12 protein-coding genes and 1 pseudogene are annotated in these 15407 nt (G+C 64.7%); 5 read left to right on the top strand and 8 right to left on the bottom strand.

Going from position 1 to position 15407, the window contains the following annotated elements; translation table 11 throughout:
• Nucleotides 1–190: 190 nt before the first annotated feature.
• The 5 genes from ACFVJX_RS35050 to ACFVJX_RS35030 all read right to left on the bottom strand — a co-directional run bounded on the left by ACFVJX_RS35050 (nt 191) and on the right by ACFVJX_RS35030 (nt 3710).
• Nucleotides 191–778, bottom strand: coding sequence for a class IV adenylate cyclase (locus ACFVJX_RS35050; RefSeq protein WP_384127861.1), 588 nt, complete (start codon nt 776–778; stop codon nt 191–193).
• 20 nt (nt 779–798) lie between these two features.
• Nucleotides 799–1452: an SAM-dependent methyltransferase gene (locus tag ACFVJX_RS35045; protein ID WP_384127859.1), complete on the bottom strand. Its 654-nt coding sequence runs from the start codon at nt 1450–1452 to the stop codon at nt 799–801.
• A complete protein-coding gene (locus ACFVJX_RS35040) occupies nt 1370–2014 on the bottom strand; it encodes a hypothetical protein (protein ID WP_384127857.1) in 645 nt (214 codons plus the stop codon). The genes ACFVJX_RS35045 and ACFVJX_RS35040 overlap by 83 nt, the downstream gene beginning before the upstream one ends.
• On the bottom strand, nt 2007–2909 hold the full coding sequence (locus ACFVJX_RS35035) for a radical SAM protein (protein WP_384127855.1): 903 nt from the start codon (nt 2907–2909) through the stop codon (nt 2007–2009). The genes ACFVJX_RS35040 and ACFVJX_RS35035 overlap by 8 nt, the downstream gene beginning before the upstream one ends.
• Nucleotides 2910–3017: 108 nt before the next feature.
• Nucleotides 3018–3710 (bottom strand): HAD family hydrolase, encoded by a 693-nt coding sequence (locus ACFVJX_RS35030; RefSeq protein ID WP_384127853.1) that lies wholly within the window; start codon nt 3708–3710, stop codon nt 3018–3020.
• 98 nt (nt 3711–3808) lie between these two features.
• Here ACFVJX_RS35030 and ACFVJX_RS35025 point away from each other — a divergent pair.
• Both ACFVJX_RS35025 and ACFVJX_RS35020 read left to right on the top strand, forming a co-directional pair.
• Nucleotides 3809–4589, top strand: a pseudogene (locus ACFVJX_RS35025) (XRE family transcriptional regulator).
• Nucleotides 4576–5043: an NUDIX hydrolase gene (locus ACFVJX_RS35020; RefSeq protein ID WP_384127851.1), complete on the top strand. Its 468-nt coding sequence runs from the start codon at nt 4576–4578 to the stop codon at nt 5041–5043. Before ACFVJX_RS35025 ends, ACFVJX_RS35020 begins: the two are co-directional and overlap by 14 nt.
• Here the strand turns inward: ACFVJX_RS35020 and ACFVJX_RS35015 are convergent.
• On the bottom strand, nt 5031–5594 hold the full coding sequence (locus tag ACFVJX_RS35015) for an HD domain-containing protein (protein ID WP_384127850.1): 564 nt from the start codon (nt 5592–5594) through the stop codon (nt 5031–5033). The genes ACFVJX_RS35020 and ACFVJX_RS35015 overlap by 13 nt on opposite strands.
• A 288-nt stretch (nt 5595–5882) precedes the next feature.
• Here ACFVJX_RS35015 and ACFVJX_RS35010 point away from each other — a divergent pair, with 288 nt between their 5' ends.
• A complete protein-coding gene (locus ACFVJX_RS35010; protein ID WP_384127848.1) occupies nt 5883–8162 on the top strand; it encodes an NACHT domain-containing protein in 2280 nt (759 codons plus the stop codon).
• 431 nt (nt 8163–8593) lie between these two features.
• On the opposite strand, the gene ACFVJX_RS35005 is transcribed toward ACFVJX_RS35010, so the two are convergent.
• Entirely contained in the window at nt 8594–10750 is a 2157-nt protein-coding gene (locus ACFVJX_RS35005) for a hypothetical protein (protein WP_384127846.1), read from the bottom strand.
• A gap of 586 nt (nt 10751–11336) precedes the next feature.
• On the opposite strand from ACFVJX_RS35005, the gene ACFVJX_RS35000 reads away from it, so the two are divergent.
• Entirely contained in the window at nt 11337–11636 is a 300-nt protein-coding gene (locus ACFVJX_RS35000; RefSeq protein ID WP_384127844.1) for a hypothetical protein, read from the top strand.
• Between the two features lie 130 nt (nt 11637–11766).
• Here the strand turns inward: ACFVJX_RS35000 and ACFVJX_RS34995 are convergent, their stop codons facing one another.
• Nucleotides 11767–13356 (bottom strand): endonuclease NucS domain-containing protein, encoded by a 1590-nt coding sequence (locus ACFVJX_RS34995; RefSeq protein WP_384127961.1) that lies wholly within the window; start codon nt 13354–13356, stop codon nt 11767–11769.
• Nucleotides 13357–13781: 425 nt separating this feature from the next.
• Here ACFVJX_RS34995 and ACFVJX_RS34990 point away from each other — a divergent pair, with 425 nt between their 5' ends.
• Complete coding sequence (locus tag ACFVJX_RS34990) at nt 13782–15158, top strand: hypothetical protein (RefSeq protein WP_384127842.1); 1377 nt, start codon at nt 13782–13784, stop codon at nt 15156–15158.
• Nucleotides 15159–15407 lie beyond the last annotated feature (249 nt).

Here is a 15407-nt window from a genome sequence, read left to right as displayed (position 1 = left end):
CGAATCTCGTATCCTCCGCCATTGCTCTCACCGGGCAATACGTCGAAGGCCCCCGTTGCTTGCAGCGGGGGCCTTCGACGTTGGCGGTTGAAGTTGTCTCCAGCAGTCGCCGGCGCTCACCGACCGCCATCACCACAGGGAATGACGTCCTCCTGCACCGGGACCCCGAGCGCGGAACCGACACTCACGATCACTCGCTCGGGGCAGCTGCCTTCGCCGACTCCTGCTTGTCGGCATCGGCGAAGAGGAGGGTGGGTTCGGCGAGGATGTCCCTGCCCGCCTCGCTCTTGTAGATCTCGTCGACGCTGCCGAACCGGGCTAGTGCGTAGTCGAGGTCGAGCAGATCGGCAGCCTGTCGGACGGACGCCTCGTCGGGTCCTTCGATCTCGACGAAGGTGGGGAGGTCCGGCCAGGTGTCGAAGTCGAAGGCGACTTCGCCCAGGCGCCACTCCTCGCGGTAGTTCTCCTGGTAGCGCACCTCGCGCAGGCCGACGTTGCGGAGGATCTCGGCCATGGCGTGCAGGTCGGACACCTCGGTCTCGATCTCGGTGGTGCCGTCGATCGTCGTGGAGTCGGTGACCTGCTTCAGTGTGAGAGTGGAGCGGGTGGCCTCGTCCCTCAGGCGGACCCAGGCACCGCCTTCCAGGGCGTCGTTCTCGAAGATCTTCCGGGTGAGGAGGGTGCGCGGAAAAGCCTGGACGGCTCCGAGCGCCGTCAGTTTGGCCTGGAGGCCGACGACGTCGATGTCGAGGAACTTGGCCTCGTACTCGTGCTTCATAGGTCCTTCTTCCCGTAGCTCTAGGAGGGGGCGAACGCACGGGCGGCGAGGAGGAGGCCCATGCGGTGGTTGTGGTCCTGCAGCTGTCCGACGTGCGCCTGCTCGGTGAACTCGTTGGTCCGCAGGGTGAGCAGGACGTCCCAGTCGCCGATGAAGTAACGCCGGAGCTTCTCGGGGGATGTGTAGTGCTCCAGCACGTGGTGGCGTTGTGTGAGGGGCATCATGAACTCCGCGCCGAACAGACCGCCGGGCCGGACCAGGTGCTGCATGCGGTCGACGAACTCGCCCAACGGCCGGTGGTGGTTGGCACTGTAATGCCACGAGCAGCTCGTCCAGACAGCGTCACAGAGGGCAGCATCGGGCTCGGAGACGAGGAAGTCCTCCTCCACGATTCGGACACGGTCGTGAAGCCCTTCCTGTTTCAGGCGCTCGATCATGCCCATCGCGTGACCGGTTCTGCCACCCGGAAGTTGGGCCTCGCCACCGTGGAGGGCGAGCGGGTCGCGCTCGATGGCGATTACGCGGTAGCCGGCCGCGGCCAATGGCACGACGAGTCTGCCGTCGCTCGCCCCGATGACCGTCACGGTGGAGTCAGGCTCCGTACGCTCCTTCAGCGCGGCGAGGAACTGAGGGAAGAAGGTGAGGGTGTGCCGCCACATGCTGGGGGTCTGCACTGGCTTGCTCTCCTTGCGGGTGGGTGCTGCTCAGGACGGCTCGGAGTGCCTCGTCAGGGGTGAGACCGGTGGTGTTCACGCGGTGCATCGGGAACGAGGCGTAGGCGTCGGTGATCTTGTCTGCGGTGATCTCGGCGAGGGCGTCCCAACGCGAGACAGGCTTGTCGCGCCTGGCGAGTCGGCGCTGGCGCTCGTCCTCCGCGCAGACGAGGTAGTAGGTGACGGGACGCGGGATGCCTGGCGGCAGGGACACCGAGAGGTCGGCCCCGAAAGCGCTGTGGTTGGCCAGGCACCGTGCGAAGTAGCTCTCGACGACGACCGGGATACCGGCGGACAGGTACCGCTGGATCTGATCGGTGGCGGTGAACAGGGCCGAGAGGTAGAAGCACATGCGTGCCTCGGCGTTGCCCAGCCGGTCGACCTCCTGCCGCATTGCCTGGTAGTTGGGTGGCACGGTCGGGACCAGTACTGCGCCACGGGCGGCCGCGAGCAGGGGGGCGAGCGTCGACTTGCCGGTGCCGCGTAGCCCTTCGACGCTCTCGAAGGACGCCGGGTCAGACACGTCCGTACACCACGTCCGGCACCGCGAGGGTGAGTTCGTCGGTGGCGGAGGGCCGGTGGTCGATGTGGTCGGCGAGCTTGTCGTACCAGAAGGCGTGCGAGTCCTTGCCGACGGCCTTGCAGGACATGGTGAGCGCGCCGCGCGGGTCGGCCTCGATCCGCTCGATCTCCACGGTGCCCCCGGCGGGGAGGCAGGCGTCCGGCGCACCGAGCTCGGACAGGTCCTCGTCGAGGATCACCTCGATGCCCAGCTCGGCCGAGGCCAGGCGCTCCCGCAGACGGGTGTAGGCCGTGGCGTCGTTGACGAGGAGCTCGGGGTGGTCCGCTGCGTTGCCGACCGGCCGGAGGCAGTGGAGTTTCAGCTGCTCCACCCCGTAGTGCTGCAATGTGCGGGCGAGCGGCAGAACCTCGTCGATGTTGCGTGAGGTGACCGTCATGGTCGCGCCGGCGCGGACGCCGAGCTGCTGGGCGATTTCGAGTGCGCTCAGGGCACTGCGGTAACTTCCGAACTTCCGGATCTTGTCGTTGGTCGTACCGATGCCCTCCAGCGACACCCGGAGCAGGTCCAGGTCGGGGGCGATCTCGGTCAACCGGCGCTCGATGCGGTAGCCGTTGGTGCAGATCTCGACCTGCATGCCCAGGTCCCGCTTGGCGTACCGGACGACCTGGGCGAGGTCTCGGTAGACGAACGGCTCGCCGCCCAGCAGGGTGACAGCCTCGGTGCCGTACTCGTCGCGCATCAGCGTAAGGAGGTTGACCGCCTCGTCCGTGGTGAAGGCGTCGGCGTGCTGAAGCCGTTTGCCGTGGAAGCAGTGCAGGCATTCGAAGTTGCAGCGGTAGAGCAACTGCAGGTACAGCATCCGGATCCTGCGGATCCCGGTGACTTCGCTGATCACGAGGGTCTCCTTCGAGGTGCTTGCCTGGTGGGAGACCTGATATTGGCGGGACAGGTACGGACCTCGTCACCGCGTATCGGGACGCTGTAAGGACGTCCTGGGACGTTTTCAGCGTGCGGAGAGTCCCTCCAGGATCCCGAGTACACGGCCGGTGTCCGTGAGATCGGGCAGGACCGTATGGGCGCCGGCGTCTGCCAGCTCCTGGGCCCTGTGGACGCCGGAGGCGACCGCGATGATCTCGGAGCCCGTGGAGAGTGCGGCTTCCACGTCCCTTGGGGTGTCTCCGACGAGCACGACGGGCACGCCATCCTGGGCGCCCCGCAGTCGCTGGGCCCGCTCCCGGGCGACAGCGACCAGGTCGGGGCGCTGGAGGGCATCGGCCCCGTAGGCACCGACCGGCAGGTCGAGGAGGGGATCAAGGCCGAAGGCCGCGACCTTCACGCGGGCGTTGTCCGCGATATTGCCGGTGAGTACCGACGACACCCAACTGCTCCGTATGGAGACCTCCTTCAGGACTTCCCGCACGCCCGGCAGGGCTGTTCCCCGACGACTGAGGTCCTGGAGACGCGCCTCCCCTGCGTCGGACAGCGCCCCCTCGACCGCTGCCCAGTCCGGCTCGGCCAAGCCGTTCCGCTCGAACATGTCGCGCATGATCAGCCGGTCCGTACGCCCTTCCGTCCGCGCGGGCCCTGCGGGCGCCCTTCCCGCCAGGGCCGTGAAGGCGGCGGCGTAGATCTCCTTGCTGACCCCGGCGTTCTCGATGAGGGTGTGGTCGATGTCCCACAGGACGATGAGCTCCATGCATCCAGCGTAAATACAGCAGCCATGCCCCCCTCCTTCCATGGAACGTCCCGAAACGTCCTTGCCGCTCCTGACCGGTCTCGGCTTGTATGGCGTCTGTGAACGAGCGATTGCACTCCGTGCTCGCCCAGCGCGGCATCCCACCCGAATCACTCGCCGAAGTCTGCGAGGTGGACCCCAAGACCGTTGGCCGGTGGCTCGGCGGACGCGTTCCCCATCCTCGCCACCGCTTCCGCGTGGCCAAGCACTTACGGGTGGAGGAACTGTTCCTCTGGCCCGCACCGGCGCCGAGCACGCAGCAGCAGCAGCAGCTCACTGGTTCAGGACAGGAGCTGATCGGGACCTACCAGAACCGGGCGAGCGTCCCGCGCGACACGTGGCTGTCGCTGCTCAACAGCGCCCAGGAACAGATCAGCGTCCTCGTTTTCTCCGGCACCTTCTTCGCCCAGTCCAACCCCCCACGTCGCCAAGATGCTCGCCGAGCGCGCGTCGAGCGGGGTGCGAGTGCGGCTCTGCTTCGGCGACTCGAAGGGCCAGGCGGCAGCAATCCGGGGCCACGAAGAGGGAATCGGCGACACACTCGCCGCCAAGATCCGTGCCTCCCTGACCTACTACCGGCCCTTGTTGTCCGAGACCGGATGCGAGGTGAGGCTGCACGACACCACGCTCTACACCTCCATGTTCCGGTACGACGATGACCTTCTGATCAACCCGCACGTCTGGGGCCAGCCGGCCAGCGCCAACCCTCTCCTCCATCTCCGCAGAGCAGACACGGCGGGCTGGTTCGACAACTACGCTCAGAGTTTCGAAGCTGTCTGGGCCACCGCACGGCCCTGGACACCAGACCAGGAGGAGCCCTCGCCACGTGGGCAGGACTGAGTACTACAACGACCCCAAGGCCCCCAAGGCGAACACGCTCATCCCCGCCAACAACCTGCTCGTCATCGACGACAACGGCGCCATACTCCTCCAACGTCGCCGGGACACCGGCCAGTGGGCCCTGCCTGGGGGAGCCCAGGACATCGGCGAGACGGCCGCCGAGTGCGCCGTGCGCGAATGCCTGGAAGAGACCGGGATCATCGCCGAGGTCACGGGGTTCCTGGGGGTCTACACGAACCCGAACCACATCGTGGCCTACACCGACGGCGAGATCCGCCAGCAGTACGAGAACACCTACATCGGCCGGCCCGTAGGCGGCGAACCCACGATCAACGACGAAGCCGACGGCGTCCGCTACGTCCAGCCGAGCGACCTGGACCAGTTCGACATCCACCCCAGCATGCGCCAGCAGATCGGCGACTACCTTGCCGGCACGTACCCCTACCTGGGCTGAGCCGCCAAAGCCGCCTCCACCCGACTCACGGCCGCGAGGATGTCCGGCGATGCGCGACGGATGAACCGCCCCACCAGGCTGTCCGCGCCATAGCGAACGGCGATCTCCGCCAGCCGGGCCTCGGCAAAGGTGACCTCGCCATCGGGTGTGGTCGTCATGTCGCAGTAGGTGAGCGCGTCCACCAGCAGTTGGTCGTCCAGCAGCGGAAACTCATCCTCCAGCACGTCCCGCAGCCCGCGCTCCTCAGCCTCCAGCAACGCCATCGAATGATTCGCCACCAACCGGACCAGCCGTTCGCCCGCAGCAGGGATGTCACGCAGAAACCGAGCACCATCCAGCGGGTGGAAGCCGGTCGCGGCCATCCGCGGCGCGTAACCCACGTCATGCAACACCGCAGCAGCAACTAGCAGGTCCGCCGCATCTCCGACGACCTCTGCCAATTCGACTGCGCGCCGCGCGACGCCTTGCGAGTGAGCCCATCGACGGGGAAGTGGCTCACGCAACTCCACCTCGGCTACCCAGCCCGCCCATTTCACCATCGATGCGTTCATGCTCAGTACGTGCCCAGGCACGATCCGTCTCAGTCTCAGCCGGATCGATCACAACGTCCTATCCAGAGGCGTGACACGGGAGCTAACTCGCATCGGCAGGAACGCGCCGCCCTCGGAATCATGCTGCTGGAGCGTCCACCAGGCGGGAGGCTCCTGTCTCGGTCTCCTACAAACGCTACCCACGCCGCTCGCGACCACGCATTGCCCAACTCTGCACCAGAAGAGCTCCTATCAACCCCCGTTCTAGCCATATGATGTGACGTCAGTCACGGTCCGAAGGGGGTCCTCGTGCCATCGAGCGAGAAGCAGCAGGATGAATCAGAATTCGAGGCCGAGGTCCTGCGGATATCTCGGGCGCTCTTCGCGCCAGAGAACGAGTTTCAGGGTTCGACCTACATCGGCACTGCTGAACGTGACGGTGTCTTCGTCGGACCGGACTCAGTCACGATCGTCGAATGCACGGTTTCGGGACGCAAGGACAAGGCAGAGAAGGACGGCAGGAAGCTCCACGAGGCATGCCTAGCCAAAGCCCGAGAACACCCGTTCAAGGCCGTCAAGGGCTTCTTCGTCACTCGGGATGAACCCACCGCCGTCCAACGCGCGGTCATCAAGGGCTTCGGCCCGCCTCTCGTCGCCTGCAGCTTCTCCCAGCTGCGCGGACAGCTCGTCGACTCCCTGAAGTACCTTGAGTTGCGCAGCTCGTACCCCTTCGGCAGTGCGCGCGAGCCGAGTAGCGGCAACCACGAAGACCTCAAACCGTACGTGGCCGTTGATCCGGTGGAAAGCGGTACTGGGGAGCCTTTCTCGGTTGCTCGCGTGACCGAAGAGGTCAAGCACGGCAAATCCGTTCTCTTGTACGGCGATTACGGGGCGGGTAAGAGCATGCTCCTGCGCGAGCTGCACCGGCGTCTCGCGAAGGCCCACCGCAAGAACACGTTCGGCCCATTCCCTATCCTGCTCAACCTGCGTGACCACCAGGGCCAGGTCTACCCAGTGGAAGCTCTAGAGCGGCACGCTCGCGAAATCGGCTTTCCGGCACCCGCACAACTGGTCCGAGCGTGGCGTGCGGGTGATGTGACACTTATCCTGGACGGCTTCGACGAGATCGCGACGCCCGGTTGGATCGGCAAGACGTCCGCAATGCGCGACATCCGTCGCCGCTCCGTTGAACTCGTACGCCGCTTTTGCCGCGATACACCCGCCTCAACCTCCGTCGTCCTCGCAGGCCGTGCACATTTTTTCGACAGTGAGCGCGAGATGCGCAACGCGCTTGGCGCCCGCGACGACGCCCTCTCACTCATGGCGGGCGAGCCATCAGAGGAGCAAGCAAGAGAGATTCTGGACGCCTATGGCTGGCGCGATTCCCTCCCAGACTGGCTTCCCTCACGCCCTCTCCTGCTGAGCTATCTGGGCTCGTCGAGTGCACTCCAGAATTCAATTGAAGGGACGTTCGGCCGCTCAGCCGGCGAAGGTTGGCACATGATGCTGGACCGCATTTCCGAGCGTGAGGCCGACATGGAAATGGGGGTGGACGGGTTCACTATCCGAAAAGTTTTGGAACGACTCGCTACCCAGGCTCGGCGCTCAGCAGATGGGCTTGGTCCCATCTCCCAGGAAGAACTAACGTCCGTCTTTCATTCGGTGTGCGGCTATGCCCCTGACGAGGGCTCGTACCAACTTCTACAACGGCTCCCAGGGCTCGGGGCTATGGATAGCGTTGACGGCTCACGGCGCTTCGTCGACGTCTCCCTCGTCGATGCCGCCCGCGCTGGGGACGTCGTGGCCTGCATCCTCGAACCAAACACAGATAGTCCGCTGTTGGAGATGACAGGTAGCATCGCTTGTCTGGACGAAGTCGGCGTTGATGTCGCCGCCGTACGGCTGGAGGAAGAAAGCGCCGCGAGTTCAGGGCGCGCTTACTCGTCTGCGAATGCTTTCCAGCGCCGGGGCGTCTCAGACGCCGTCATCGCGGACATCATCCGCGTCTCCGCGCGCCTATGGCCAGAGGAAGAATCTCGCACACCGATCTCTGTCCACGAGGTGGAGTTTCGGAGCTTTTCGCTGTCCGCCGACGCCAAAGGCTACGACTGGCTGAGTTTCCACGATTGCGTGATCCAGGAACTCGACCTTACAGACCACGACGGTTACGCGCTCCCACACTTCCAGAACTGCCTCATCGGGCAAATGGTTGGGGTTGCTAGTTGGTCAGCACTACAGGATGGCCGGTTCGTCGAATGCGAGGTGGCTCAGTTCGACGCACAGATGTCGACGGCTAAGGGGATCCTCGCCCTGAAGACAACACCGATGAACAAGGTAATGCTTACGATACTGAAGAAGGTCTACGCCCAGCGAGGCACGGGGCGGAAGGAGTCTGCACTCTTCCGCGGACTGGATACCAAACACAGAGAGCTAGTTCCGGATGCATTGCAGCGTCTCACCGCAGAGGGGCTCATCACCTCCGCTCGGTCCAGCAGTACCCGGCTATGCCTCCCAGTCCGGGGCGCGGCAAGCCGGGTAAGGCGCATCCTCCAAGCTCCCCAGTCGAGTTCCGACAGCATCCTTGAGTAGTTCGGCTGTGAAGTCACTCGCAGCAAGGGCGCTGCGCGTAGCCCGGCGATTGTGATTTGGCTTGGGCGGGTGCGCCCTCGGCTCTCTGCCCGACGGAGACCGCAAAGCGATCAACTGTGTCGGACACCGTGCCGCCAGTCAATGAGCGCGAGCGATGGGTCTCAGTTCTGGTCTCATTCACCCCCATCCAGCCCCGTCCGGGCAGGGCCGGACAGAACGCTCCGCCGCAGGCCAGAACGGGAGTGGCCCGCGCCGGACAAGGCGAACATTTGGAAAGCGTGTTGGGGGCAACCCCTCACGAGTTCGAATCTCGTATCCTCCGCAGTGGCCCAGCAGGGCAGATGAAGGCCCCAACCGGTTTCCGGTCGGGGCCTTCATCGTTCCGTGGTTGCAGTTTTGGTTGCGGTTGGAGGCAACGCCGCCTTCCGACCTCAGTCGTCCTCAGCGTCCGCGTGGCCACGGTTCAGCAGTGCGGTCACGGCGTCGGTGAGCGGTTTCAGCGGCGGCTTGGGACCGTAGCTGAGCAACTCCCCGACCCCGCTCAGACGCTCTTTCCACTTGACGACCGCATCCCAGGAACCGAACACCGACGGTCCCAGCTGGTCCGACTGGGAGAGCTCCGCAAGCACGTGGGCCGCCCTGGTTGCGGAAGTCAACGCAGAGTCGAGGTTCCCCTGCTCCTGAACGTGCAGGGGGAGAGTGAGTTCACCTTCCTGCTCGCCCGCCGCAGCCAACTCCTTCCGTGTCGTGATGATGGTGTTCTCGGCCAGCTCGGGGTCGGCGTACCAGACCAGGTCCCATTCGTACCGGATCGACACCTGGGCGCGGGCCTTGTCGATGACCGGATCACCGTCGGCCACCATTCGGCCATCGACCTCGCCTGGGACTGTGTGGAACGCCTTGACCGCCCGATTGCCCGTGACGTGGGCACAGGCGATCGAATGCAGCATTTTACGGCCGCCAAGGGTTTCGGCGAGGAGCTTGAGGAGCCGGGTAGGGGTGGCCCGGTAAGGCGCCTTGAGCGGCTCGGCCTTCACCCCGAGCTTGGAGCCGCGGTCACGGGTGATCAGCCCACCCAGGATGGCGGCGGTGCCCCCGAGGACAGTCAGTTCGGCAATGGCGGCCTCGTCACCAGCCACGGCGTTGGCGAGCACCTTGTCGAGGACCTCGACCGGGTCCCACCCCTTCGTGAGTTTCCAGGTGCGCATCCACACCGTGTCGGTAATGGTCCCGCCGTTGTCGAAGGCGCGCAGCGGCTGGTCGATGCCGTCACTGCGGTACGGGGAGAGAATCAGCGCACCCGTGTGCTTGCCGATCAGTTGCCGGTCAGCGCGACGGAACCCGAATTCCTGGCGCAGCAGCTCCTTCATCTTCACCGCTCGGGTTCCGGACAGGAGAACTTGCTGGTGCACTGCGGATGCCCACAGCCGGTGCGAGGGGAGACCGAGAAGGTTCTGGAGGTCCTCGACCCGGGCGGTGCCGTTGAGGACTTTGTACTCGCTGTCGTTGACCAAGTCGGCCGTGCCGGCGTTGCGGTAGACCCGTCCCATGCCTTGCGAGTTCTGCGCGGTGGAGGACCAGGGCGTTACCCGGGTGTGAAGGTTACTCAGAAGGTCATCGCGGCCGACTACGAGGTCGGCCATGGGGTCTCCGTGATCGTCCACGGCGCTGACCACGATCATGGCTGGGAAGGTGAGGGTGTGGCCCTCGCGACGGGTTGCCTCGGTAAGCGGTTCTTCCTTGAGGCCAGCACTGACACGCACGGCCATAGCGGTCACCGCGTTCCGAGCGCGCCGCAGGTCCGCCGCGCTGCGTGGACGCCTGCGGTCGAGCGAACCGATGGTGGCTGCTACACAGGCATGGGACGCCTCGTAGATGTCCCCGCCGGTCCGTGCGAGCCACAAGCTGATCAACCGGCTGTTGCCGTCGCCGGCTACCAGATAAGTCTCGTGCGTGTCGTCATCGAACAGCACCCGTACCAGGAACAGGGTCAAGGGCTCCTTGACACCCTCTTGGAGGATGCTCTCGGTGTAAACGTTGCGCTTGTCGGAGTCCGCCTTGTAAGTGTTGATCATGCTTTCTCGGACGGCTTCACCCAGAGCCCGGCGATCGCGCATGCAAATGGTGAGGATCGCCAGAGGACGTTGCGTCCCCGTGCCGTCGTCACCAAGGAGCGTGCTGTAGGCCGGCGGCAGGCTGTCCGCTTTGGGGTCCATAGCTGTGAGGATCGCGTCTCCCCAGCGCCCATTAATGAAGTCGGGCAGCACCATGAGGTCGGGGTAACGGCGATGCGGTGCAAGCAGGTGGAGGAACCCTCCGACGACCGGTTTGCTGATCAGCAGGTTGACGTCGTCCTCGTTGACGCTGGCGATCGCTTTGAGGTGGGAAGGGTTCGCTGCCCCGAAGGTGATGATGTTCTTGGCCTCGTCGTCCACTGCGTATTTGGACAGCGGGTTGGCAGCTAGGGCCTTCCACGGGGCACGCAGCTTTGCGGCGGGTTCTGGGGCTGTCGGCTCATCGGGTCGGCGTGTCAACGGCGGGATGGCTGACCCATCGGCGTCGAAGTCCGCGGTCAAGTCGTTTTGCATGCAGAGACGTCCTCGTCGGATGAACGCGCAGCTGGGCGAAAGCCCCTCCACCGTCGACACTGTGTCGAACGGTGATCGCTGCGCGCCTCCCAAGGGCGGCGTGCTCCGTCACGTCCCAGGTCCGGCTCATGGCTCCGGCCTGGATCAGTGCCGACCAGCATTCGTCGGGATCAGGGGAGCCTCTGGTCTCACGGACGGGTGTCACGTGGTGAAGTGCCAGTTGCTCGTCACACGCAGCTCACAGGTCTGGCGTGTGCGATTCCGGTGTAGCCGGAGCGGTTGCACGCTGTCACGTGACCAACAGTCACGTGACAGCGACCAACTGTCTTGCCCTTCCCTGGAGTTGTCAAGTCTCCTGGTGAACGCGCCGTCAAGGCCAACCTTTCCGTATAATCACTAGCCACCTGGTTTGCAGATGCGGCTAGTTGGCGAAGGCTCTGGTTGTTGGTGAAGCCCATGTCAGACGCGAAAACAGCCTGCTCCGCGCTGGAGTTTCGGCAGAATCGCAGGCTCGCGGGTCTTCAAAGAGTGAGAGGTGCTTGATGTCGGCAGGCCAGAACGTCCACTTCCCTCCCATCGAAAATGGATGGACTACTTGATCAGCGCCGTTGAGCACCTCGACAGTTCACCGACGGCGCGGGATCTCAAGTACGCAGTCCTCCACCTTCAGGCAGCCACCGAGGTCCTATTCAAGGCCCGGCTCATCGTTCAGGACTGGAGATTGCTCTCCAAGAAGCCTGCGGAGGCAGATGCCGGAGCGTTTGACCGCGGTGATTTTCAGATCGGCGACGTAACGCTGGTCGCCACCTACCGACAACTCGCCCGCTGGACCGAGAAGTGCAAGATCAACAGAGTCCGCCATGTCCGCTACGCGGCCGTCCGGTAGACGAAGAACCCCTTGCGTGTCCTGTAAAAGCGATAACTGCCCGGCCTTGGGCACCCCCAAGAGATTCGCCCTTGCCTGCGAATTTCCGTGATCACGCCGACTGTCAGGCTGTCCCGATCGCCGAGGAGCCTCAGGCCCCGAAATGAAACCCGGTCTGATAGGTCTCAACCAATGTGTCGATCTGATCCTCGTACGTCTCCAGAAACGTATCGAGCGAGTAGGCGCCGTTCCAACCCGCGTCGCGGAGCTGTGCTCCCTCACAGGGAATCGGCAGAGTACGGAGGACCTCGTCCTGCACGAAGTGGAGTCGAAGTTCACTCGCCTCTGACGCAAGGAGCGGGTTTCCTCCGATCTGCTCGATGAGTACGTAGCGAAGTCCGAGCAGACTCAGGAGATCAAGATCGGTGACCCAGGACTCATCCATGAGGTGGTGAACCTGCCAGTGCATGGCATCGCGATAGACCAGACGCACCCGGTCGGTCATGTCAGGGCAGGCAACACCGTCCCAGTAGAGGGAGCCACGGATCGCGCGGTGGTCGCCGTCCTGGGTAGCCAATGCCGTCCCAAAGGTCATCGGAACGAGCGCTGAGAGCTTGTCGGGCCACCCGTGCACCAACGATCGGATCAGATCGCACGGGTTGTACACATGAAGCATGACATCGCGCTCCACGCCATCGGCCGAAACGTCGTCCAACCACCGCCCCACGAGCCTCGCCCAATCAGGGTTCCTCGCCGTGCACGCCCTGCTCTCCTCCCGGAAAGCAGGCCATCTTCCACGGTCCGTGGTTCGCGCGGATCCCGTGTAGAGGACCTGGCCGATACCCTCGTCGTCACCGTTCAGGTCCCGGAGGAGATCCCTCTCGTCCAGCGAAGTGCGCTTGGCGAATTCACCTGCCGTCCGATAGCACTCGATCTCCCAGTGCGGGTCCTCTGCCAGCTTCCGGAGCAAGCCCGGGCGGGCTGTGTCATAGCCGGCTGCGAAGACGGTGCTGGTGATGTGGCAGAGAGCCGCATACTCCATGGGGTACCCCCCGGTTTCCTCGGGCGAATCCGCCTCACCATCGTCGAGCCATGCTGGTGCTCGGTCCGGATCCAGACGCCCGATCGCGAAGTACAGGCCGTACGGTGCGACCACGCTGTCTCTCTGTGAGATGCGCTGGAAGTCCGCTGCCAGAAGATCATCAGCTCCTGCCTCTGCGGCTGTGGCCAGAACCTCGCGCCAGCCCCGCTCTCTATCCTCCGGGGAGTTGTATAGGTAGATGAAGTGATGCGGGGTTACTTGTGGGGGGATCGCCGCTTCGAGGAACTCCACCCGGTCTGCACACACCGGAACACCGTCGTCGTCCAATGTGAGTTGGTACCCACGCAGATCGTGTGCCCAGTCACGCGCCATGTTGCTGACCGGTACGCGAAGTTCGCGCCACGTGGTGGAGACAATCATCGCGCGAATGCGGTCCTTGCGGAGCCCCATCTCTCGCTGCAACAGCTCGGCATACTTCGTGACCTCATGAAGGGCTCGACCCGAGGTCGAGTCGGATCGCTTCAGTTCGATCACGACCCAAGATCCGTGGCCATCTCGGGCCAGGATGTCTATCCGCCCGCGCGTTCCCTGAGCATTGGGGAGCGGGTATTCCGTATCGATCAGCTGAAGGCTCGGCTCTAGGAGAGACAAGCGGTCAGCCAGCATGTCGCGCAGCCGCGCCTCGTACGGAACACCCACGTCGCACCTCTCGGTCACGTCCCCGTCCTGGAACGCTAGTTGATGACTGATCAGGGTGTGACAGTAGATGATCGGTCTGACATTCCCCTTCCGTTCTCTCCTCTCCTCAGCGAGTCCAGACCGCCCACGCCTGCCTCGCTCGCTGGGTCGCGTTAGCCCAGGCAGTCCCGTGACGCCAGTTGCCGCGCGGAAGGAGGGCGGTCGCGGCGTGTCCCGTAGCTACGCCGCGGTGTGTCGAAGAGCGGAACTCCAAACTGCCGCGTGTCAGCCCGGGACGGCGCCTACACGGCGCCGTCCGAACGTTTTCCTCGACGGCTGTTGGCCGAATATCGGCCTGCGCCCCTCGTGCGCACTTGATTGTGCTCCCCTGCCGCGGCCTACCGTCCTTCGGCTCACGCCACACGACGTCGACGGAAGGGCAGCCGGTGAACAAGGACGAATCCAAAGCCGTCACCGAGATCCTCCACGAGCTGAGCGACACCTCACACGTTCAGGTCCGCTCGTCCACCGAGCTGGCCGCCCACGTCTCCGAGGCCGCGGAGGACGAGGACGAGAAGCGGACTGGCAACGGGCAGGGAAAGCTTCGTCGGCGCACCGACTACAGAGCTGTCCGGAACGCGCCGCGATCACTGACTCTCACACCCTGGCAGATCATTCACGCCATCGGCCTCGGCGCTGCTGCGGCCCGACAGGGCGCGGGACGAGGACTGGCCGAGCACTGGGGGAGTCTGCGCTACATCCAGGCCCTGGAGGGCAGCCAAGGCGATTACCTGCAGCTGTCGTCCGAGGGGCGCGACCTCCTGCGCTTCTACAAGGCCACCCAGTCCGGGGAGATCGGCACCGGCTTCGCCTCTCTGCTGGCCGAGAGGCTGATCAGGTCCCGGTACCCAGACCACTCGGTCTCCGTGATTCCGGCCGACGTCGCTCTGAAAGCCGGCTGGACCCTCCGCAGCACCTCCGGAACGGGCGCCCGCCCGGAGCCACTCCAGCGACGGCCCCACTTCTTCGTCGAAGCCTGGCAACCAGGACAGCCGTCCAAGGTCCTCCTCGTCTCCTCCAAGGGCACCCACAGCAGCGTTCAGCAGGTGCACAAGCAGCTCAGCACGGCCAGTGCTCATGTGGATTCCGTGCACATCGGGCCCTACGGCACCGTCCCGTACCTGCTCATCGGGACAGAGATCCCCAAGAAGGAGAGCCTCGCTCTGCACATTCTGGAGGCGCCCGGCACGACCGTCCTCAGCCCGTCCGGAGAGACATCAGAAGCCGACCTGGACCTCACCCTGGGCCAGGAGAACCGTGTGGCCGACGTCGTGCGGCACGCGGCACGGGAACGGGAACGGGAACGGGAACGGATGACTATCCCCGGGTTCCAGGTACTGCCTGAGTCGTTCAACTGGTTAAGCATCGTCCTGGCACGGACGGAGGCAGCCACGCTGACGGCCTTCACTGGAGGTGGCAAACCCGCCGCCCAGTACCTGACCAAGGAGCAAGGTCGACGCCACTTCCAGCACGACGTCCACGCCAACACCGACAGGCTGCGAGATGCGGGGCACCGCATCCACGACATCGACTTCGTCGGCACCGACCACATCTACCGTCTCAACGGCACCCGCGTGGAGGCGTTCTCCGGGCTCGAGAAGAGCCTGTACATGCATCTCCACCACGGGCGCGTAAACGAGTACCGACGCGAGGTACACAAGCTCCGAGACCAGTGGCCGGGCAGCAGCACAGCGAAACAGTGGAGTGCGGTGTCCATCCGTGCCGACGGGACTGTGCTGGCAATCCGTCTCCAGGGGGAGTGACCGTACCGACGGGGCCCTCGCTCAGATGGTCTCAGTTTTGGTCTCGTTCGCCCCCGTCCGACGCCGTTCGCGGGTGCCGCCATCACCAGCTCCGTACCAGGTCAGAACCCCCACGACCCCCGCCGAACCCCCAGGCGAACATTTGGAAAGCGTGTGGGGGCAACCCCTCACGAGTTCGAATCTCGTATCCTCCGCCATTGCTCTCACCGGGCAATACGTCGAAGGCCCCCGCTGCTTGCAGCGGGGGCC

Source organism: Streptomyces sp. NPDC127177 (assembly GCF_042672475.1).
GTDB lineage: Bacteria > Actinomycetota > Actinomycetes > Streptomycetales > Streptomycetaceae > Streptomyces.
Note: the sequence above shows the minus strand (reverse complement) of the source record. Positions and strands in the feature narration are given on the sequence as shown.

Coding starts and splice junctions, on each gene's coding strand:
- ACFVJX_RS35050 (WP_384127861.1), bottom strand. CDS start 778: ATGAAGCACGAGTACGAGGCCAAGTTCCTCGACATCGACGTCGTCGGC.
- ACFVJX_RS35000 (WP_384127844.1), top strand. CDS start 11,337: ATGGACTACTTGATCAGCGCCGTTGAGCACCTCGACAGTTCACCGACG.
- ACFVJX_RS35005 (WP_384127846.1), bottom strand. CDS start 10,750: ATGCAAAACGACTTGACCGCGGACTTCGACGCCGATGGGTCAGCCATC.
- ACFVJX_RS35015 (WP_384127850.1), bottom strand. CDS start 5,594: ATGAACGCATCGATGGTGAAATGGGCGGGCTGGGTAGCCGAGGTGGAG.
- ACFVJX_RS35030 (WP_384127853.1), bottom strand. CDS start 3,710: ATGGAGCTCATCGTCCTGTGGGACATCGACCACACCCTCATCGAGAAC.